The sequence below is a fragment of the Micromonospora sp. BQ11 genome (assembly GCF_052068135.1).
Classification (GTDB): domain Bacteria; phylum Actinomycetota; class Actinomycetes; order Mycobacteriales; family Micromonosporaceae; genus Micromonospora.
The window spans coordinates 92,956-112,989 of record NZ_JBQHDB010000008.1 but is presented as its reverse complement, the minus strand read 5'-3'; the positions used below and the strand labels follow the sequence as shown (position 1 = coordinate 112,989).

Here is a 20,034-nt window from a genome sequence, read left to right as displayed (position 1 = left end):
GCCACCCATCGGTCCACCGGGGAGGGTCAGGAGACGGCGTGACCGAGTTGCGTGGTGACGTCGCCGTACGCGCTGCGGACCCAGCTCTGCTCGGCCAGTCGTAGGTGCAGCGTGCGGAGCAGGGCCTCCCGTCGCTCGGAGGCCATGGGTCGGGCTTGCGTGTGCCGGGCGATCCGTTCCAACGGGGCGACGTCGTCGAGGTCGTCGAGGCGTGGGCAGGCACCGGCCTGCCGCGCCCGGCGCAGACCGGCCTGGCTGGACAGCACCGCCAGCGGCTCACCGCCGAGTTCCCGGACGAGGTAGTCCCGGTCGATCTCGTCGGTCACCTTGTTGCCCACCACCGCCAGCACGTCCGCCACCCCCGCCGCGGTCGCCAACTCGCGGTACCGGGTGGCCACCGAAACCGACTCCGGGGTCGGCTCGGCGACCACCACGATCACGTCGAACTGCGCGTGCAGCGAGTTGGCGAAGGCGTCGGTGCCGGCGACCATGTCGCAGACCACCCAGTCGCCGGCGCCCAGCCGCAGGTGCGACAGCAGGTTCTCCAGGATGGCCAGGTGGCCGTGGTAGCACCCCGCGCCGATGTCGTCCGGCTCGTACGTGCCGACGTGCAGCACGTGCGTACGCGCATCGAGCGACGATGCGTGACGGGCCAGGACGGGGTCGTCGGCGTCCAGCGCCACCAACCGCGAACCCGGGCCGGGCGGGGTGGTCGGCACGAACTTGTCGACGCCCCCGATCCGCGGATTGGTGCCGAGCAAATGCCGTCGGACCTGGCGGGCGTTGTCCGGATGCGACAAGGCGGCCTCCGGACCGACCTGGACGCCGAGCAGGGGCGCGAGGTGGACGTTGACGTCGGCGTCCACGGCGAGCACCCGCTGCCCGGTGGCGCGCAGGTACCCGACGAACAGCGCGGCGAGGGTGCTCTTCCCGCTGCCGCCCTTGCCAGTAAAAGCGACTCTCATTTTCATTAAGGTAGGCGAGTGCCGCCCCGGTCACAAGCGCGACGCACCGACGGGGTGGGAAGTTTTGTGCCGGTCCGGGCGATGGGCGGGTCCACCGCCGCACCGGCGATCGTGTGCGGACGGTCCAGCCCACGACTGACGGATCGCCTGCGGTCAGTGTGGTCGGGTCTCCCAGGTCGGCTGCCGGGGCTCGTCGTTGTGCACGATGATGTCGACCTGATCGGTCGGGCGGACCGTGGCGAAGTAGAACCGCTGGGAGGGGATGTAACGCTCGCGCCAGCGCCGTTCGACGTCGGCCCGGGAGGACACCCGGCGTTCTCGGAGCACGGCACGATCGACTGTCTTCTCGAGCGCGGTCGACACGAAGATGCGCAGATCCCATCGGTCGATCAGCTCCGGGCGCATCAGGAACACGCCGTCGAAGACCAGCACGGCGTCGGCGGGGGCGGTCGTGACCGGCGGGGACAGCGCCGTGTCCGTTGTCCGGTCGTAGACCGCGCGTTGGAAGCGTCGATCGCCGCCCGGGCCGAGCGGATCGAGCAGAACCCGGTTCAGCGCGTCGTGGTCGTGGGTGTCGAAGTAGCAGCCTTCGGCCGAGTACTCGCCGCGCCGATAGCGCCGTGCACGGGAAGGAGGAAGTCGTCGATCGTCGCACGGATGACGTCGCGGCCCTGGTCGCGCAGGACGACAGCCAGCTCGTCGGCGAGGGTGGTCTTGCCGGCGGCGGGCGGTCCGTCGATGGCTACCCGCGTCGGGTGTGCGACCGTCGTGGCCCCGACCGCCTCGGCCAGGCGGCCGAGCACCTCGTTGCGGGTGCCGTGGTCCATGTCCTGTCCCGTCCTGTTCCGAGAAGGGTGCCGCGTCGAGCCGACCGGAAATGCATCGATACCTCGCGAGCCTGATCGATAACCTGGACGGGTGCCCCCGCAGCTCCCTCATCCCGAGCCCGGCGTGCCGGATACGAGGGGGCCGACCTGGTACATCTGGTGGCTGGTCCGCTGCCAGCCGTGGCGGGTGCTGCGCGGCAGCCTGATCGGTACGGCGTGGATGCTCGGGCTGTCGGTCCGGCCGTACCTCGTCGCCCGTGCCATCGACGACGGGCTGCGCGTGTCCGATCGCCGGGCGCTGTCGTGGTGGGTGGCCGCGATCCTCGTCGCGGGTGTGGGGCTGGCGTACCTGGGCATCCTGCGCCACCGCACCATGACGTTCGTCCGGGAGGATGCGTCGGCCCGCTCCGCGGCCGTCCTGCTGCGTCAGCTGTCCCGGATCGGCGCCGTGCTGCCGCGCAAGCTCGCCGCCGGTGAGGTCGCCACCGTCGGCGGCGCCGACGTCACGCACACGTCGGCGGTGCTGACGATGACCGGGCCGGGTGTGGGCGCGGTCCTCGCGTACACGTTCGTCGCCGTCGTGCTGTGGTCGGTCTCCCCGCTCCTGGCGCTGATCGTGCTGCTCGGCGTGCCCGCGACGGTGATGGTCGTGGGACCTCTGCTGCGCCGGCTCGAACGGGTGGAGTCGGTCTACCGGCAGCAGCAGGGCGTCCTCACCACCCGCGCCGGAGACATCGTGGCCGGGCTGCGCGTGCTCGCCGGGGTCGGTGGGCGCGGCCTGTTCGCCCGCCGGTACGCGGACCGCTCGCAGAAACTGCTGGCCGAGGGATACCGGGTCGGTGCCGTGAACAGCTGGATCGAGGCGCTGGCGATCGTCGTCCCGGGTCTCTTCCTGGCCGCCGTGGTGTGGTTGGCGGCGCGGATGGCGGCGGCCGGCGACATCACGATCGGGCAGATGGTCGCCGTCTACGGGTATGTGGCCGTCCTCATCGTGCCGGTCTGGTTCCTGCTCGAGGGTGCCTACCAGGTGATCCGGGGCCGGGTCGCCGCTCGCCGGATCGTCGCCCTGCTCAACCTGACCCCGGACGATGCCGCGTCGCCCCTGCAAGCCGGTGGGGTGGAAGCGCGGCCCGCGCCGGATCATTCCGCCGACCTGCACGACCCGGCGACCGGGCTGACGGTACCCGCCGGGCGGCTGCTCGCCGTCGCCGCCGACGACCCGGCCGAGGCCGTCGCGCTGGCCGACCGCCTCGGGCGGTTCGTCGCCAGCGAGGTCGCCTGGGGCGGCGTACCGCTGGCCGGCGTCGCGCTCGACGAGGTACGGGCCCGGATCCTCGTCGCCGACCACGACTCGTACCTCTTCGCCGGGACGCTGCGGGAGATTCTGCATACCCGGGCGGGCATCGGCGAGGCCGACATCAGAGCGGCGCTGAGCACGGCGTCGGCCGAGGATGTCGTCGACGCCCTGTCGGACGGGCTCGCCACACCGATCGGCACCCGGGCCCGGACCCTCTCCGGCGGCCAGCGCCAACGGATCCGACTCGCCCGGGCCCTGCTCGCCGAGCCGGACGTGCTGGTCCTCATCGACCCGACGTCGGCCGTGGACGCGCACACCGAGGCGCGCATCGCGCAGCGACTCCGGGCGGCGCGGGCCGGGCGGACCACGATCGTGCTGACGACGTCGCCACTGCTGCTCGGGTGCGCCGACACGGTCGCGCACCTGCGCGAAGGCCGGATCGCCGGGACCGGCACCCACGTCGAGCTCCTCGACCAGGACCCGAGCTACCGGGCGCTGGTGTCCCGGCGCAGTGACTCCGGCGACGACCAGGAACCCGTCGGCATCGACGGGGCGCTGCGATGACCGGGCTTCCCGTCGCGGACCGGGCCGTCGTCCGCCGAGCCGCACGGGACCTGATCGCCCGGGACCGTCGCGCGGTCGCCGTCGTGCTGGCGCTGCACAGCGCCGCCGCGATCGCCGGGCTCGCCGCACCCTGGTTGCTGGGCCGGATCGTGGACGAGGTCGCCGCCGGTGCGGGGGCGGCGGCGGTGGACCGCCTGGCGCTCGCGATCGGCGTCTGCGTGCTGGCCCACGGGCTGCTCTCCCGGTACGCGCAGTACGCCGGCCACCGATTCGGCGAGCGTGCCGTCGCCCGACTGCGCGAGGAGTTCGTCTCGCGGACGCTCGACCTGCCGGTCTCGCTCGTCGAGCGCGCCGGCACCGGGGAGCTTGCCACCCGCAGCTCGGTCGACGTGACGACCGTCGGGACCACCGTCCGCGAGGTGGTGCCGGTCGTCGTCATCGCCTCGACACAACTGTCGCTTCTCTTCGGCGCCATCTTCCTGCTGCACCCGCTGCTCGGCCTGGTCGCCCTGACCGGGCTACCGTCGATCGTCGCGGTCACCCGCTGGTACCTGCGTCGCGCCAGGCCGGCGTACCTCGCCGAGGGAGCCGCGACCGCCGAGCTCACCGAGGCGCTGACCACGACCGCGGAGGGCGCCCGCACCGTCGAAGCGCTCCGCCTCGGCGCCGATCGCGTCGCGTACGGCACACAGCGCATCGCCCAGGTGTGGGCGACCCGCCGGGCGACCCTGGCCCTCCGCTCGATCTTCTTCCCCGTGGTGGAGGCGAGCTACGCGCTGCCGATCGCCGCGGTGCTGCTCGTCGGCGGGTTCATCCTGCCCCGAGGCATGGTGACCCTCGGTGAGGTGGTCGCCGCCGCGCTCTACCTCCAGCAGGCAGTCGATCCCCTGGACCGGGTGCTGCAGTGGATGGAGCAGGCGCAGCGCGGCCTCGCCTCGTTCGCCCGCGTGCTCGGCGTCGGCCAGAAGACCGAACCGGAGAACGGGTCCGGCCCCGTCACGACCGCCCCGGCGACGGTCGGGATACCGGGACCGCGCGGCACGGCGTTCCTGCCGTCGGGGGAGCATCTCGTGGTGCGCGGCGCGCGTTTCTCGTACGCCGACGGCCCCGACGTGCTGCACGGGATCGACCTCGAGGTGCACCCGGGCGAACGTCTCGCCGTCGTCGGCCCTTCGGGTGCCGGGAAATCGACCCTCGCCCGGCTGCTCGCCGGAATCGACCCGCCGCGCGAGGGTGTGGTGAGCCTCGGCGGCCGCCCGGTCACCGACCTGGCCCCGGCCGAACGGCGCCGCCGGATCGCCCTCGTCACGCAGGAGCACCACGTCTTCATCGGCTCGCTGCGCGACAACCTCGCCTTCGCCGCGTCCGGCGCGTCCGACGACCAGATGCGCTCCGCACTGGCAGCCGTGGGCGCCGACTGGTACACCGACCTGCCCGACGGCCTCGACACGCAACTCGGCGACGGCGCCCGCGAACTCGGTGCCGCCGACGCCCAGCAGCTCGCCCTCGCACGGCTCGTGCTCGCCGACCCGCACACGCTGATCCTCGACGAGGCGACCGCCGCGCTCGACCCGACAACCGCCCGGCGCACCGAGCGGGCGCTCGCCGCCGTCGTGACCGGGCGTACCGTCATCGCCATCGCGCACCGTCTCAACACCGCGCACGACGCCGATCGGGTGGCCGTTCTCGAAGACGGCCGGATCACCGAACTGGGCAGCCACGACGACCTCGTTCGCGCCGATGGCGCCTACGCCGCCCTCTGGCGCTCCTGGCACGGATGATCACGCACCGACCGGTGGCCGGTCGGTGGATCGGACGTCGCTGACCCCACCGTCGCACTGTCACGCATCATGTGAGGCCGACCTGTCACGCCTCGAGCTGCGTGCGACTTCCGGCTGCCGACCGCGTCGGGTTCGGAGGCACGTCGTCGACGAGGGTGTAGCGGCGCAGGCGTACGGGTCGGCCTTCAGGGCTGGTCCAGGCCGCGGTGGTGGTATGGGTGTGCTGCCAGCACGGCCGCGGGACGCGGTGCGCGCAAGCGGCGAGTGGAACGCGGTGTGGTCGCGTCGAACGGCCGGCGCCACACCGAGCCGGGTGCGCCGTCGGCTGGCGGCGGCGGGTCGGGCGTCGCGAGGCATGACGCCCCCCTGCTGGCGGTTGCCTCTGGACCCGGACGTGACGCACGACGTCCCTGATCTGACGTCCCGGCCCGACGCCGATACGCGTATCGCGGTCCTGCCGCACCTCGCCACGGCCGCCACCGCGTGTGCCGAGGCCCGCCGGTTCGTGGCCGAGCACCTGCGCCGGTGGAACGTGCCGTACCAGGTCTCCGACACGGTGGCGCTGCTGACCAGTGAGTTGATCGCCAACGCCGTACGGCACGGCCAGCCACCGCTGTGCCTGCAACTCGACGTCGACGACCATCGGGTGCGGGTGGAGGTGTCGGACTCCAACCCGGTGCTGCCGGTGCTTCCCCGTTCGGACTTCGAAGCCGTCGGGGGTCGAGGGCTGTGGCTGGTCGACACCCTGGCCAGGGCGTCAGGTTGCACGCCTTGGCCGCCGGGGAAGGTGGTGTGGTGCGAGGTGGCGCTCATCGCGGCGCAGCGTTGGGCGCGTCTCGGACCTGACCGGGACAGGGGGCCGTCGCCCGAGCGGTCGGTGGCGCCTACTCGGGTCCTGTCCGTCGCGCGCTTCCGGACAGGACGCCGTCGGCGCCGGTGATGTGCAGGACCCGCGCGGTCAGCCCACGGGCACCGCAGACGTGGAGGTGGTGTCCGGCGCGGGCCGCCGCGTAGGCCGCCTCGAGCAGGACGTTCACCCCGGCCGCGCAGCAGAAGGAGACCCCGCTCAGATCACAGCAGACCCGAGGGTGTCGCTGGACGGCCGCGGCCAGTGCCACCCCCAGTGCGGGAGCCGTCTCGAGGTCGATCTCACCGATGGGACGGACGACACGTATGTCGCGGCCATGGCGGGTGTCGGTTGCTGGTGGAGGGGTCATCACGTGCCAGCCTCTCGTTCTGGATGCGAGGGCGCATGGCTTGACCCAGGTGGGAGCGTCGCCCCCCGATCGATGGATCCGCCACCGCGGCGACCGAGTGCGCTGCGCCGGCCGACACGACTCAGAGGTGTTCTCGCGGCAGCCAGCCGAGGAAGCGGGTTCGCAGGTGCTCCTTGTCGGCCCAGGGCAGGTCGAACAGGGCTGCGCTGAAGCAGGAACCGAGGTAGATGCCGAGCGCGGGCCCGGTTCCGCCGAACTCCGCGAGGAGTTGACTCTGTTTGCTGGCGCAGGGCCATTCGCGGGCGCAGCCGCTACAGGCCCAGGTGGGCGGCATGGGCAGGTGTGACTCCGGTCGAGCGGTGGCCGGTCGGGCCGGCCGGGGGCGAGGCGGCCGTCGGTGTGCGTCACCCGTGTCGGGTAGGTGGCAGGTCGCGGCGGCGAAGGTGGCTCCGGTGCGGACCAGGGCCTCCGGGCCGGGCTGCTGCGCGAGCAGTGCGGTGAGGGTGTGGTGCGCGAGCAGGTCCAGCCCCGCGCGGTCGATGTCCAGGGTCCGGCACAGGGACACGAGCACGAGGGGTCCGGGCCAGGTGTCGCCGGTCAGGGCGCAGGTGATCATGTCGTTGAGCAGCGCGCCAACGGCTTGGGCGTGGTCGGTGAGCGCCGGTGGGGCGTCGGGGTCTCGGCTCAGGGTGGAGATGGTCTGGCCGACCGTGCGGCGAATGATCGAGGTGCCGCGGTCAACATCCACTGCGTATCTCCTCGTCGCGACGTCGAGAGGTGGTGAGACACGATGACGGCCGGATGACCGACCGTCAGGAGACAACCACGGGCTGTTAAGAGGTGTTTTGTGGTCTGTCGCGATGGTATAGAGCAATCTCGACGCGCGGTGTGAATCGACGCAATGGCTGACCGATCAGTCAGTCAGGGGACCGTCCCCTCGGCTCGGATCCTCACCCGGCCGTATCCGGTCGTGGGTGATCGCCGTTGTCGCGGCAGTCATGCCGTCTGCGGGTGTTGCCGCCCTTCCTGCCACAGGGTGTCCGTCGCCCATCGACAAGGGCGCGGCGAGAGCCGGCCGATCCGAGCCGCCCCGTCACGACCCGGGGTCGGGGTGGACGTACTGACGTCCCAGGCCATCGGGGTGCCGGTCGCCGTCAGCAGGTGGGTGACGCAGGGGGCGGGATCGTGCAGGGCCAGCGGAACTCCGGCGCTGGAGGCGGCGTCGTGGGTCTGGAGCAGCACACTGATGCCGTGGGCGCTGAAGAAGGTCACCCGGGACAGGTCGAGGACGAGACGTGCGGGACGTCGGGTGATCGCGTGTTCGGCGAGCTCAGCGATGAGGTGAGCGGTGCTCATGTCGACCTCGCCGCGCACGGTGATGAGGGCCGCCGGTCCTTCGCTGTCCAGGGCCAGTGCCATGATCGGCTTGGCGGGTCGCGCCTGGGGCCGGGTGGGCTGTTCGAGGGTTGACATGCGCGCCTCCCACAGGGGATCGGTCAAGTCGGGCCTGCCGATGGCAGCGAGGTGCGTCTCGGCAGACCTGGGCGCATGTCTTGACCCGGGTAGCACGGTACCCACCGGGGGCGCCCTGACACGTCGGACGTCCCGAACCGGTGCTGTCCGTTCGGTTCTGCCGGATCCGGGTACCGCCCCGTGCTGGTGGGCGGTCGAGGCGAGGAGGCGGCGATGGCGGACGCGACGGTGTCGGACCTGGTGGTCGCCCGGCTCGCGGACTGGGATGTGGACCGGGTCTTCGGCTACTCCGGTGACGGCATCGACGGGGTGATGGGGGCGTTGCGTCGAGCCGGGCGGCCGGAGTCGTGCAGGCCCGACACGAGGAGACGGCCGCGTTCATGGCCTGCGGCCACGCGAAGTGCACCGGCGGGCTCAGGGTGTGCCTGTCGACCCAGGGACCGGGTGCGGTGCATCTGCTCAACGGTCTCTACGACGCCCGGCTGGATTCCCAGCCGATGCTCGCGCTGGTCGGTCAACAGGTCACGTCGGTGTGGGGTAGCGGCTACCAGCTGGTACCCGTGGGGGAGTGCGTGCAGCCCTGGCTGCGGTGACGCTGGTGCGCTGTGGCCGGCGAAGGGAGCAGGGCCGGTCACCCCACCGGCTGGGGGCACGGGTCGGTGACCGGATAGCTGGGGCTCTGCGCGGTGCGGCCGTCCGTCGCGGTGGCCCGTACCGACCAGGTGAGCGTGGCGGCCGTCAGCGATCCGAGGGTCGTGCGCGCCGTGCTGCCGTCCACCGTCATGGCCTGGCTCGACGCGCCGGCCCCGGGAATGCTCCAGCGCACCTCGGCGTCGACGAGGCTGCTGCTGCCGGTGGCCCGGACGACGAGGCTGTACGAGGACGCGCGACCGCACCGCACCCGCGCGGTGGCGGAGATGGTGAACGGGGCGGCGACCGTGGGGGCGATGGTCGGCCGGGGCGCGGTCGGGGGTCGGATCGTCGGCGCCGGGGCGGCGGGCGGCGGCACGGCGGGACCGGCCTTCGGAGCCGTGCCGTCCTGCCCGCCGGTGTCCGGACCGGCGGGCTCCGATGCCGGGATGGCGGCGGGAGAGCCGGCGAGACCGGCCGACGCAGGGCTCGGGGGGGCCGTGGACGTGGCCCCGGACCCGGGCGGCGCGGCCGGGGCGCTGCCCGTCGGGGCGGCCGGTGGACCGGCGGACGGCGCGAGCACCTGCGCCGCGGGCCGGCCGGCAGGCCCGGCGGCGGGGCCGGTCGGCAGCGCCGCCCAGGTGCCGAGCGCCGCCAGGACGACGAGGATTCCGGCGATCACGACGGGTCGGCGGCGACGCCGTCGTTCGCCGTCCGGCCGGGATCCCGCCCGGACCGGACGGGCCGCGGCATGTGCGGTTGCGGCGACGGGAGCCGTGGTGGACGGCGCTGTCTGACCGGCGATCGCGCCGATCGGCACGCCGTCCACGTGGGCCGCGGCGGGCGCTGGCGCGGCTTGCGTGGTGCCGGCCGCACCGGCCGGTGGCGGATCGGCCGCCGGAGTGGTCGATCCGGACGCGTCCGGCTGCGCGCCGGGAGTGGACGGTTGCCCGGGCGGGCCGTCGCCCGCCTCGGCCGGCGTGGTGGCGGCCAGGTCCTCCGTGGCGGTGTCGGGAGTCGACAGTGTCCGGTCGTCCGGCTGCGGTGCCGGTTGCGCGGTGGCGGCCGACGGCGTTGCGTCGGTGACCGGAAGGCCGGCCTCGGCCAGTCGTGGCCAGACCGCGTCCGCGACGACCAGGAACGGGGGAGCCGTGTAGGCCGACAGCAGCGCCGCCGGATTGAGCTGCTCGCGGCGCAGCAGCCCGCACACCGCGCAGCCTTCGATGTGCCGCACGACGCGCTTGCGCAGGATCGGCGTGAGCCGGCCGTGCCAGCCCTCGATCAGCTCGGCCAGTTGGACGCAGCTGTCGGCTCCGCTGCGGGCGACCAGCAGCGCCCCGAGCGACCGTTCCAACTGGGTACGGGCCCGGGACAGCCGGGCGTGCGCGTGGTTGGCGGGCATCCCCAACGCGGCACCGATGTCGGTGGGAGACAGCTCGTGCCGGATGGCGAGCTGCACCACCTCCCGGTCGCCGGGGTTGAGCGCGGCGGTGGCGGCGTGCACCAGGTCGCGGACCTGGGCGGCGTTGAGGCCGGCGCCCGGGTCGACGGGCTCGGCGGGCACCTCGCCGGCCTCGTCCAGGGGCGCCGAACGCGAGCGCTCCCGGAGCAGCCGCAGGCACTCGTTGCGCACGATCGCGTACAGCCAGGGGCGTAGCCGGTCCGGGTCGCGGAGCTGGTCGATGCGGCGGCTGGCGAGCAGGAACCCGTCGTGTACGGCATCGGCGGCGGCCTCCGGCTCGCCCAGCACGGACCGGGCGTACGTGTAGAGCCGGTCGGCGTAGCGCCGGTACATGCCCTCCAGGCCGGCCCGATCGCCACGACGTGTCGCCTCGACCAGCTCCCGGTCGTCCGGTGCCGCCCGGTCCATGGGGACCTCCCCTGTTCGTCGTCCGGTCCAGTGAAGCGGGGATTTTTTTTCTTGGCAGTTTTCTGTTGGCATCCCGACCCGCTCGTGCTCCTACCGGTGTTCCTGTCGCCCGTACACGGAACCCATGCGAAGCAAGGAAGAGGAAGAACCATGCGAGCAGCTACGAACGTCAGCCGGTGGACCCGCCGCAGCACCGTCCTGGGCGGAGCCGCGCTCGGCACGCTCCTGACCGCCCAACTGGGTCTGGTCACCCCGGCCACCGCGGTCCCGGACCTGGTACGGGTCACCTCGACCGGGCCGTCCACCAGCCTCGCCAAGACGCAGAACGTCACCTGCCCCGCCGGCACCACGGTCATCGGCGGCGGCGGTGCGATCACCGGCTCGGGCCTCGGGCAGGTCGGCATGGACATCGTGCAGCCACTGATGGGCGGCAAGGCGTACTCGGTGACCGGCCGTGAGGATGAGAACGGCGTCGCCGGCACCTGGGCGGTCACCGCCACCGCGGTGTGCGCCCCGGCGCCCAAGGGGCTGGTGGCCGTGACCGGTCACTCGGCGCCGAGCCTCGGCTCGTCGAACTGGTTCGAGAAGTCCTGCCCGGTCGGCAAGCACGCCATCGGGGTCGGCGGCGCGGTCGTCGGGGCGTCGAACAGCGAGCTCGTCCTGGAGGACCTGCGCATCCACCAGAACAGCGTGGTGGTGGCCGGCGCCGAGGACGGCACCGGCTTCGACGGCAGCTGGTGGTTGGACGCCACCGCGATCTGCGCCGACCCGCTGCCCGGTGAGCAGCGGGTGATCGACGACAGCGCCTTCAGCTCGAACGCCCTCCACTCGGTGACGGCCACCTGCCCGGCGGGCAAGCGGGTCCACGGCGTGGGCGGTGAGATCGTCGGTGGCAACGGCCAGGTGCGGCTGACCGAGATGCGCGCGACCTCATCGACCACGGTGACCGTCGGCGCGCGGGAGGACGAGGACGGCTTCAGCGGCAACTGGAAGGTCCGCGCGTACGCCGTCTGCGCGAGCTGACCACGAACGACAGTCACGATCGGTCCCGCGCCGGGTCTGCCGGCGCGGGACCGCGGCGTCGGTCGGTGGTCTCCCGGCCCGGGACGACGTGCGGTGACACCGACGCCGGACCGGACCGCCGGGGGATGTGGCGGCCGAAGCCTCCACACCCCCGGCACCTGGCGGGGCCGCACCGGACGAGGCGGCTACGGCGTTGCCGTGCAGGGCTGCCCCGCGCAGGTGTCCACGAGTTCCCCGGTGGCGAGGAACCGGGCGATCATGGCCCGGATCTCCGGCGAGTTGGCCGGATGGCCGTGCGGGTCGAGGCCGGCGCGCGGTGGGACGTTGCCCGCCGGCGGCGCCGGCGAACCGCTGTCCACCACCACCAGCGCGCTGCCGGCGTAGGGCAGGGTGGGCACGGCCGGGATGCCCCAGAACGGCACGGCGTCCGCGCTGCGCCCGGGCGCCAGTGCCGGGGTACGCAGCCGCGCGCCGATGCTGCGCGCCATCACCTCGGTCGCGACGTTGGCCACCTGGTGGTCACCGAACGCCTCGACGAGGATCACCCGCTTCGCCGGGGTGCCGGGCAGCGGGTCACGGGTCAGGTGGTGCAGGTAACCGTTCGCCTCCCCCCGGTCCCAGAGCACCTGCGCGAGCCCGAGGATGAGCTGCCGATCCAGCGGGTCGGGGTACGCGGTGCCGAAGACCGGAAGGAACTGGTCGAAGTCCACGCTGCGGTTGAGCAGGGTGGAGTAGTTGGCCCCGGGTACGCCCAGGGAGCAGCGGGTGAAGTCGGTGGCGACGGCACAGAGTGCCCCACCGAGGATTCCGCCCTGGCTGTTGCCGAGGTAGACGAGCTGACCGGAGCCGGCGCGGAACAGCGAGCCGCCGTCGCGGAACGCCGAGCGGGTGCTGAGCCCGCCCCAGGAGTGGGTGAGCGCCCGACCCAGGAACAGGAAGTTCAGGAAACCCTGCTGGCTGCGGTCCGGGATCGACGGGAACTGGGAGAAGTCACCGATCGAGTAGATGACGTTGGGTACGTCCTCGCTGGCCATGCCGATCCAGGCGGTGGCGCAGAGCATCGTGTTCGACTCGTTCGCGTACTGCCGCAGCCGGGTCTGGTCGATCTCCAGCGGCGAGCCGAGCAGGCCGTGCCCGTAGAGCGCCGGCCGGGCCGGCGTCGCGGCGCTCGCGGAGCGGGGGATGTTGCAGTGGAACTTCGCCAACTGGGTGTTCACGCCCTCCTGCTCGGGCAGCCCGTCGTCGCCGGTGTTCAGCCAGGAGCCGGGCGGGCCGAGCGGGTTGTTCAGGTAACTGGGCACCAGCACGGTTCCCTCGACCCGCCGCCGGATGTACGGGTCGCTGTCGGCGGGCCGGTCGGTGACCGCGTCGATGGTGACCGCCGGGGCGAAGATGCCGAGCCGGCGGAACGCCTCGTCGCGCATGTGGGTCATCCGCCCGGTCAGCCCACGTCGGCTGGCGACGGTGAAGTCCCAGGCGAGGTGCAGCTCGCCGGTGTCTATGCCGGCCGAGGCGAGGGAGCCGAGGGCGCGCTGCGCGTACTGCCAGCGGCGATGCAGGGCCGGATCGGCCGGGGGCGTGGGGGCGCGCAGGACCGTGAAGGTCTCTGAGGCGGCGACCGGGGCGCCGGTGGCGGTGCGCAGGTCGCGTAGCCCGACGGCGTACCGGGTGTTCTCGTCCAGGTTCCGGGCGGGCCGGATGATCAGTGCCTGCCGGTCGGGCCGGTCGGCGGCGGTGGCGTCGAGTTCGGCCCAGTACGGCTGCCGCGCACCGGTGCGGGTGTCGATCAATACGATCGGGGCGTCGGGGGCGAGCGAGCGGCCGATGTCGGTGGCCGGGGCGAGGCCGGTCGCCGCGGCGTCGAGCCCGGGGACGTGGGCGAGCAGCGCGGACCCGGGGGAGAAGCCGTCGCTGCGGTTCCACTCCCAGGGGTTGATCCGGGTGCCGAGGATGTTCGCCGGCATGTCGGCCCGGTCGAGGTTGAGCCGGATTCCGGTGTCGGTGCCCGGGTCGGCGACGGTGTGCACGTCACTGGGGAAGGGCAGCAGACAGCCGGCCGGGTCACAGCCGGCGGGTCCGGCCGCGTGGGCGGGTGGGGCGGCGACTGTCCCGGCGGCGAGCAGCAGCACCAGGGGCATCAGTCGAGCGAGGCGACGCAGGGGACGGGGGCGCATGGGAACCTCCGGGGGGACGGGGTTACCGGTAGGTATCCGCCATGAGACACCCGATAAAGACTGCCGTCAATGTTCGGGTGCCTGCTCGATAAGCGCTCGCCCCGACCGGAGACCGGCGGTAGCGTGCCGGCGTGTCCCGTACCGTGACCCTCGTCCTGGTCGATGCCGCCGGCACGCCGCTGGGCGCGCTGCCGCCGTTCGACGTACCCGTGCCGTGGTGGCAGGAGGTCGGCGGCGTGGTGGAGGAGGCCCGTCGGCGGTACGGCGTCGAGGTGAGCGTCCTGCGCCTGCTCGCCGGTGACCGGCCGCGAGCCGTCGGCGGCCCGGTGACGTACCTCGGGCAGGTCGGTGAGCCGCCCGCCACGCCGCTCGTCCCGGCGCACGTCGACCTGGCGCCGGACCCGCTGCGCGCGCCCTACGCCGAACCCGGCGGCCCGGCGCGCAGCCTAGCGTGGGCCGGGGCGGAGCTACGACGGCTCGGACGGCCGGTGGAGACCGTGACCCAGCAGCGCACCTGGAACCTGTCGGCGATCTGGCGGCTCGACGGCCGGTCCGGGACGGCCTGGTTGAAGCAGGTGCCGGTCTTCTTCCGGCACGAGGCCGCGGTGCTGCGCTGGCTCAGTCGGACGGTGCCGGGGCGGACCCCGACGCTGCTCGCCGACGACGGCGACGGTCGGATGCTGCTCGACCACGTGCCCGGGGAGGACCGCTACGGGGCGGGCGCCGACGAGCGGCTGCCCATGCTCGCCGACATGCACGCGGTGCACCTGCGGTCCGTCCCCGACGTGCCGGACCTGGTGGCGGCGGGTGTGCCGGACCTGCGCGGGCACACCCTGGCCGGCTGGATCCGCGACCGGCTGGCCGCCTACGACACCTCGTCCGTGGAGCCCCTGCTCGCGGGACTGGAGACGCGGTTGGCGGAGGTGCGCGCGTGCGGAGTGCCGGAGACGCTGGTCCACGGCGACCTGCACCCCGGCAACGTCCGCGCCTCCTCGGAACGACAGGTGATCATCGACTGGGGGGACGCGTTCGTCGGGCACCCCGCCTTCGACGTCCTGCGGTTGGTCGAAGGGCTCGACGCCGCCTCGTCGGTGCTCGTGGTCGAGGAATGGTGTGCGCGGTGGCGGGCCGACCTGCCCGGGTGCGATCCGGAACGGGCCGTGGAACTGCTGCGGCCGGTGGCGGCGCTGCGGATGGCGGCGGTGTACGCGATGTTCCTCGACGGGATCGAGGCGAGCGAACGGGTCTACCACGCCACCGACGTCGACGCCTGCCTCGCGCGGGCGCTCGGGCAGGTCACGGCCCCGACGTGAGCGCCCCCGTCGCGACGTCCGGCCGGGCAGGGGCGTCGCGGGTCAGCGACGGAAGGGACCGTGCACCTCGAAGGTGACGCCGCCGGCGCCGCCGACGCCCCGCTGCGACGAGAAGTACATCCGGTCGCCGACCGGGTTGAAGGCCACCCCGGTCAACTCCGAACCGGCGTGCCCCTCCAGCCGCAGGAAGGCGGCGACGACGCCCTCCGGTGTGATCACGCAGACCTCCATGTCGTCGCCGTCCTCGGCGACGTACAGGTCCTTCGAGTGCGACATGGTGATGTTGTCGACGCCGCGTAGCGGCGTGCCGGAGACCGTCAGGTCGTCGTCGTAGAGCAGGCCGAGTTCGCTGGTGGCCGCCCGGTACGCCCACACCCGGTTGTCGCCCTTGGTGGTGAAGTAGCAGACGTCGTCCTCGTACCAGCAGCCCTCGCCGCCGTTGAAATGCTGGGCGGCGGCGACCTGGTAGCGCGTCGACGTGCCGGAGGCCGACGGGTCCGGCACCGGCTTCCAGGTCACCGGGCCGGTGGTGGTGGCGGAGCACAGGACCTCCAGCACCCCGCTGGACAGGTCGGGGAACCGGGTGGGTCGGAACCGGTAGAAGCACCCGTCGGTGCGGTCCTCGGTCAGGTAGACGACCTGGCGTACCGGGTCGACGGCGGCGGCCTCGTGCGTGAACTTCCCCATCGCCGGCCGCGCCACCGGGGGCTGCTGCCCGCGCGGGTCGCACTCCCAGATCTGCCCGCGGGAGACCTCCTCACCCGAGAGCCATCGGGCCGACGTGTCCCGGCGGCCCACCACCGTCGGCCCGCCGGCGCAGTTGCGGTCGGTGCCGGTCAGGATGGCGTACGCGCCGAGGATCCGGCCGTCCCCGGCGAACCGGATGGCCGAGGCACCGCCCCGGGGCGCCTCGATCTCGGCGTTGGAGACGTAGATCCACCCGTTCTCGGTGGCCGTCGCGAAGGTGGCACCACCGTCGGGGTTGTGGTGCCAGGTGTAGGAGGTGCCGGGCACCCTGGCGCCGGACCGGGCCACGATCCGGCTGCGGAACCCCTCGGGCAGGCGCAACCCGTTGCCGTCGGGAGCCCGCAGCGCGCCGTACGGGCTGGGGCCGGGCACCGCCGGGGCGGCCAGCGCGGACCGCCACAGCGAGCCGCCGAAGGCGACCGAACCGGTCGCGACCACCCCGGTACGGAGGAACCACCTGCGGTCCATCGTGATCACCTCTCGTGGGGGCCGGCAGGCCGATCGGCCTGAACAGGGCCGGGCCCGCCGACGCTCACCAGCCGATCCACCCGGCGTTGGATTGATGGAATCGTATGGACATCCCGTCAGCCTGCCAAGAGGTCCGATGTGGACGTCCACCACCGTTCATGCGTCGGGCACCAGTGGTGCCGCTCGGACGACCGGCGGGCATCAGCGTGTGGAGAAGGCGGAGCCGGAGGCCTCGCCGGTCTCGGGCTGGGCAAGGCAGTGCACGATCCAGATGTCGGTGCCGGTGAACTGGACCGGCCAGGCGTCACGGACCCAGCCGGTGGTGTTCGTCGTACCGCCGCGCGACGCCAGCACCGACGCCGAGCAGGCGGCCGCGATGTCGGCGCGTGCCATCAGATCGTCCTGGGGCCCCTCGACCGCGTCCGCCGGCAGGTAGGTCGCGGCAAAGGTCTCCCAGCGATGGCTTTTGGCGCAGTCGACCCGGCCCGGCGGCATGGCCTTGCCGCTGATCGAGGTCAGCCCACCCCAGCACAGCGGGGAGGTGGGGCAGAGGGCGGTACCGCAGGAGGTGAACCCGGCGGCGCGGGCGGCGGCGTCCGTCGGCGCGGTGCTCGGCTGTCCCGCTCCGGCACCGGCCGCCGATCCCGCGCTCCGGTCGGTGTCCCTGCTGGCCTGCCAGGCGGTGATCCCGCCGAGCAGCGCGACCGCCAGCAGCGCGGCGGCGATCGACCAACGCCCGCGCGGCGACCGGACCGACCGAGGTGGAGCCGAGGCCGCCGGTGGTGCGGCCGGGCGCGCCGGCGCCGCCGGGTGGGTGTCTGCGGCGGCACGGGCGGCGTCGGCGAACTCGGCGGCGGACGGCCAGCGGTGGGCCGGGTCGGTGAGCAGGGCACGCTCGATCACGGCGCTCACCGGACGGGGAAGCCCGCCGTCGAGGGGGCGCGGTGGGCTCTGGACCCGTTGCAGTGCCACCGCGTAGGGGTTGTCCCCGGCGAACGGGCGGTGGCCGGCGAGACACTCGTAGGCGGTGAGTCCGAGCGAGTAGATGTCACTGAGCGGCGTCGCCGGCTGCCCGAGCACCTGCTCCGGCGAGAGGTAGGTGGGGGTGCCGAGGATCGCGCCGGAGACGGTGAGGCGCGTGCCGTCGCCGGTGCGCGAGATGCCGAAGTCGGTGATCAGCAACGAACCGTTGCGGCGGATCATCAGGTTGGCCGGTTTGATGTCCCGGTGCACGATGCCGCAGTCGTGCACGGCCTGCAGGCCGTCCGCCGCCTGCGCGACGAGACGCATCGTGTCGGCCGGGGACAGCCGACCGGATCGGCGCAGCATCTCGGAGAGCGACTCGCCGTCGATGAACTCCATCACCAGGAAGGCGATGTCGTCGCTGTGGCCGTAGTCGTGGATCGCGGCCACGGCGGGGTGGTTCACGCTGGCCATGGCCTTCGCCTCGGTGAGGAACCGTCGGGCGAGATCCGCCTCGCCGGCGACGTCCGGCAGCATGGCCTTCACCGCGACCACCCGGCCGAGTACCTCGTCGACCGCCCGCCACACCTCGCCCATGCCCCCGGCGCCGATGCGGGAGTCGAGGCGGTATCGGCCGCCGAGGTTCAGGCCGGAGCGCAGCATCGCCATCCCCACCGTCCGTACATCGGATCGCCCGGGAGCGGGTGACCGCCGCGCCATCATGCCACGGCGCTGCGGACCCCGGTCCGGTGTGGACCACGGCCGCGCCGCGACCCGGTTCCCGACCGGCGGACGGACCGCCGGTCGGGAACCGGGTTCTCACGCCGCCCGGTCGGGCGGTACGGGAATCAGAAGGGGCCGTAGCAGAGCGGCGTGCTGATGTGCGGGTAGCAGGTGACCTGTCGGCTGACGCTGTGCGTCTGGTTGCGGCTGTCGCTGACGGTCAGGGTCACCGTGTACTGCCGGAAGGTGTTGCTGGTGTACGTGTGCCGGACGTTCTCACCGCTGCCGGTGGTCCCGTCGCCGAAGTTCCAGCGGTACCCGGCGATGTCGCCCTCCGGGTCGGTGGAGTCGCCACCGTTGAAGGTGCAGGTCTGCATCTGGCAGAAGCCACCGAAGGCGGCGGTCGGCGGGACGTCGCCGGCCTTGACCTGACGGCGTACCGAGTCGGTCTTGCCCTGGTTGTCGGTCACGGTCAGCTTGACGCTGTAGTAGCCCGCCTTGGCGTAGGTGTGCGAGACGGTCTTGCCGGTGCCGGTGGTGCCGTCCCCGAAGTCCCAGGTGTAGCCGGTGACGGTGCCGTCGGAGTCGGTGGAGGTGCCGGCGTCGAAGGAGCAGGTGGTGTTGTCGTTGGAGCAGGTGGCGGTGAACCCGGCGGTGGGGCGGCCGGGGTCGCGCGGCGGGGCCGGGTAGCTGTTCTCGTCGCCGACGTCGAGCAGCGGCTCCCTGACCCCGTCGCCGGACTCGTCGGTCCAGGTGGTGTTCGCGGTCTCCAGCAGCTTCTCCCGGATGTCCTCGACCTCGCCGCGGTCGGTCGGGTCGTTGTCTCCGGTGGCGAGCAGGGCGGCGGCCCCGGCCACGTGCGGCGCGGCCATCGAGGTGCCGGAGAGCGTGCTGTACCCGCCGTCCTTGTAGGTCGAGTAGATGCACGCGCCGGGCGCGGCGATCTCGACCGTGGAGCCGAAGTTGCTGAAGTCGGCCAGCGTGTCGTCGGTGTCCGTACGACAGGTGCTGGCCGCGCCGCCGCCCGGCTCGCCGTTGAAGTCGGCCAGCGCCGAGACGGTGATGACGTCCGGGTGGTTGGCCGGGAAGAACGTCTTGGCGTCCTTGTCGTTGTTGCCGGCCGCGACGGTGAAGACCACGCCCTTGTCGACCGCGTTGGTCAGCGCCGTGCTCAGCGCGTTGTCGGTGCAGCCGTCGCAGCCGAGGCTCATATTGGCGACCTCGATCTCGTCGGCGTGCGCGGCGACCCAGTCGACGCCGGCGGTGACGCCGGAGAGCTGGCCGCTGCCGCTGTTGTCCAGCACCCGCACCGACCAGATCCGGGCACCCGGGGCGACCCCGACCACGCCGATGCCGTTGTCGACGGCCGCGGCGGTGCCGGCGACGTGGCTGCCGTGCCCGTTGCCGTCGTCGCCCGCCCCGTCGGTGCAGGTGGTCTTGTTGAGACAGTCGGTCCGCTCCACCACGTTGAGGTCCGGGTGGTCGGCGTCGACGCCGGTGTCGATGATCGCGATGTCGACGTCCGCCTCGTAGTCGGCGGTGCCGTTGAGCTTCAGGTTGGCGTTGTCGTCGGCGAAGATCCGTCGGATGCCGGTCGGGGTGTCCTGGGCCGTGATCGTCACGACCTGGTCGCGCTGCACCGAGACCACCCGGGGATCGCGGCGCAGCGCGTCGGCGGCCCGCTCGGGCAGCGACACGGCGAAGCCGCTCAACGCGTGGCGGTACACGTGCCGCACCTCTCCGCCGTGTCGGCGGGCCTGGTCGGCGGCGAGCCTGCCCGGGTCGGCGGCACCCTCGCGGAGGGTGACGATCCAGGTCGTCGAAGGGGTGTCGGCAGCCTGGACGGGGGTCGCTGACACCACCGGGACCAGAGCGAGCGCGAGCCCGCCGATCAGGGCCCCAAGTTTCGTGGGTCGCACGGTTGCTCCTTCGTTGCGGGGAGACGGTTCGGGGTACGCGGCCGCGCCACCACACCAAACACGTCCGTCACTACCGGGAA

General features: G+C 73.0%; 15 protein-coding genes and 1 pseudogene. 6 read left to right on the top strand and 10 right to left on the bottom strand.

Annotated features, from left to right (window positions below; genetic code table 11):
- Window positions 1-26: 26 nt before the first annotated feature.
- Window positions 27-965, bottom strand: a complete 939-nt coding sequence (locus tag ACTMSW_RS18605; protein WP_441181886.1) for a nucleotide-binding protein — start codon at window positions 963-965, stop codon at window positions 27-29.
- Window positions 966-1,118: 153 nt separating this feature from the next.
- Window positions 1,119-1,792: pseudogene (locus tag ACTMSW_RS18600) on the bottom strand (cytidylate kinase family protein).
- A gap of 187 nt (window positions 1,793-1,979) precedes the next feature.
- Between ACTMSW_RS18600 and ACTMSW_RS18595 the strand changes: the two are divergent.
- The 3 genes from ACTMSW_RS18595 to ACTMSW_RS18585 all read left to right on the top strand — a co-directional run bounded on the left by ACTMSW_RS18595 (window position 1,980) and on the right by ACTMSW_RS18585 (window position 6,374).
- Window positions 1,980-3,653: an ABC transporter ATP-binding protein gene (locus tag ACTMSW_RS18595; protein ID WP_441182037.1), complete on the top strand. Its 1,674-nt coding sequence runs from the start codon at window positions 1,980-1,982 to the stop codon at window positions 3,651-3,653.
- A complete protein-coding gene (locus ACTMSW_RS18590; RefSeq protein WP_441181885.1) occupies window positions 3,650-5,434 on the top strand; it encodes an ABC transporter ATP-binding protein in 1,785 nt (594 codons plus the stop codon). Before ACTMSW_RS18595 ends, ACTMSW_RS18590 begins: the two co-directional genes overlap by 4 nt.
- A 394-nt stretch (window positions 5,435-5,828) precedes the next feature.
- Window positions 5,829-6,374, top strand: a complete 546-nt coding sequence (locus ACTMSW_RS18585) for an ATP-binding protein (protein ID WP_441181884.1) — start codon at window positions 5,829-5,831, stop codon at window positions 6,372-6,374.
- Here the strand turns inward: ACTMSW_RS18585 and ACTMSW_RS18580 are convergent.
- From ACTMSW_RS18580 to ACTMSW_RS18570, 3 genes are all read right to left on the bottom strand, one after another.
- Window positions 6,319-6,651: an STAS domain-containing protein gene (locus ACTMSW_RS18580; RefSeq protein WP_441181883.1), complete on the bottom strand. Its 333-nt coding sequence runs from the start codon at window positions 6,649-6,651 to the stop codon at window positions 6,319-6,321. The two genes, ACTMSW_RS18585 and ACTMSW_RS18580, sit on opposite strands and share 56 nt — an antisense overlap.
- Window positions 6,652-6,772: 121 nt before the next feature.
- Window positions 6,773-7,399 carry a hypothetical protein gene (locus ACTMSW_RS18575; RefSeq protein WP_441181882.1) on the bottom strand — a complete coding sequence of 209 codons (627 nt, stop codon included), beginning with the start codon at window positions 7,397-7,399 and terminating at the stop codon, window positions 6,773-6,775.
- A 248-nt stretch (window positions 7,400-7,647) separates the two neighbouring features.
- Entirely contained in the window at window positions 7,648-8,124 is a 477-nt protein-coding gene (locus ACTMSW_RS18570; RefSeq protein WP_441181881.1) for an STAS domain-containing protein, read from the bottom strand.
- A gap of 347 nt (window positions 8,125-8,471) precedes the next feature.
- On the opposite strand from ACTMSW_RS18570, the gene ACTMSW_RS18565 reads away from it, so the two are divergent.
- Entirely contained in the window at window positions 8,472-8,717 is a 246-nt protein-coding gene (locus tag ACTMSW_RS18565) for a thiamine pyrophosphate-binding protein (RefSeq protein ID WP_441181880.1), read from the top strand.
- A 38-nt stretch (window positions 8,718-8,755) separates the two neighbouring features.
- Here ACTMSW_RS18565 and ACTMSW_RS18560 read toward each other — a convergent pair whose 3' ends face one another.
- Entirely contained in the window at window positions 8,756-10,624 is a 1,869-nt protein-coding gene (locus tag ACTMSW_RS18560) for a sigma-70 family RNA polymerase sigma factor (protein WP_441181879.1), read from the bottom strand.
- 150 nt (window positions 10,625-10,774) lie between these two features.
- On the opposite strand from ACTMSW_RS18560, the gene ACTMSW_RS18555 reads away from it, so the two are divergent.
- On the top strand, window positions 10,775-11,647 hold the full coding sequence (locus tag ACTMSW_RS18555; RefSeq protein WP_441181878.1) for a hypothetical protein: 873 nt from the start codon (window positions 10,775-10,777) through the stop codon (window positions 11,645-11,647).
- Window positions 11,648-11,832: 185 nt separating this feature from the next.
- On the opposite strand, the gene ACTMSW_RS18550 is transcribed toward ACTMSW_RS18555, so the two are convergent.
- Complete coding sequence (locus ACTMSW_RS18550; RefSeq protein WP_441181877.1) at window positions 11,833-13,821, bottom strand: hypothetical protein; 1,989 nt, start codon at window positions 13,819-13,821, stop codon at window positions 11,833-11,835.
- A gap of 131 nt (window positions 13,822-13,952) precedes the next feature.
- Between ACTMSW_RS18550 and ACTMSW_RS18545 the strand changes: the two genes are divergently transcribed.
- The gene (locus ACTMSW_RS18545; RefSeq protein WP_441181876.1) at window positions 13,953-15,134 is read left to right on the top strand and encodes an aminoglycoside phosphotransferase family protein; all 1,182 of its coding nucleotides are present in this window, start codon (window positions 13,953-13,955) and stop codon (window positions 15,132-15,134) included.
- A 42-nt stretch (window positions 15,135-15,176) separates the two neighbouring features.
- Here ACTMSW_RS18545 and ACTMSW_RS18540 read toward each other — a convergent pair whose 3' ends face one another.
- The 3 genes from ACTMSW_RS18540 to ACTMSW_RS18530 all read right to left on the bottom strand — a co-directional run bounded on the left by ACTMSW_RS18540 (window position 15,177) and on the right by ACTMSW_RS18530 (window position 19,954).
- Entirely contained in the window at window positions 15,177-16,349 is a 1,173-nt protein-coding gene (locus ACTMSW_RS18540) for an alkaline phosphatase PhoX (RefSeq protein ID WP_441181875.1), read from the bottom strand.
- 201 nt (window positions 16,350-16,550) lie between these two features.
- Window positions 16,551-17,981 (bottom strand): serine/threonine-protein kinase, encoded by a 1,431-nt coding sequence (locus ACTMSW_RS18535; protein WP_441181874.1) that lies wholly within the window; start codon window positions 17,979-17,981, stop codon window positions 16,551-16,553.
- Window positions 17,982-18,160: 179 nt separating this feature from the next.
- Window positions 18,161-19,954 (bottom strand): S8 family serine peptidase, encoded by a 1,794-nt coding sequence (locus ACTMSW_RS18530; RefSeq protein WP_441181873.1) that lies wholly within the window; start codon window positions 19,952-19,954, stop codon window positions 18,161-18,163.
- Window positions 19,955-20,034 lie beyond the last annotated feature (80 nt).

Bases quoted from the DNA above. Each gene is read 5' to 3' on its own strand.
- ACTMSW_RS18605 (WP_441181886.1), bottom strand. From the start codon at position 965: ATGAGAGTCGCTTTTACTGGCAAGGGCGGCAGCGGGAAGAGCACCCTC.
- ACTMSW_RS18590 (WP_441181885.1), top strand. From the start codon at position 3,650: ATGACCGGGCTTCCCGTCGCGGACCGGGCCGTCGTCCGCCGAGCCGCA.
- ACTMSW_RS18580 (WP_441181883.1), bottom strand. From the start codon at position 6,651: ATGACCCCTCCACCAGCAACCGACACCCGCCATGGCCGCGACATACGT.
- ACTMSW_RS18570 (WP_441181881.1), bottom strand. From the start codon at position 8,124: ATGTCAACCCTCGAACAGCCCACCCGGCCCCAGGCGCGACCCGCCAAG.
- ACTMSW_RS18560 (WP_441181879.1), bottom strand. From the start codon at position 10,624: ATGGACCGGGCGGCACCGGACGACCGGGAGCTGGTCGAGGCGACACGT.
- ACTMSW_RS18555 (WP_441181878.1), top strand. From the start codon at position 10,775: ATGCGAGCAGCTACGAACGTCAGCCGGTGGACCCGCCGCAGCACCGTC.
- ACTMSW_RS18550 (WP_441181877.1), bottom strand. From the start codon at position 13,821: ATGCGCCCCCGTCCCCTGCGTCGCCTCGCTCGACTGATGCCCCTGGTG.
- ACTMSW_RS18540 (WP_441181875.1), bottom strand. From the start codon at position 16,349: ATGGACCGCAGGTGGTTCCTCCGTACCGGGGTGGTCGCGACCGGTTCG.
- ACTMSW_RS18535 (WP_441181874.1), bottom strand. From the start codon at position 17,981: ATGGCGATGCTGCGCTCCGGCCTGAACCTCGGCGGCCGATACCGCCTC.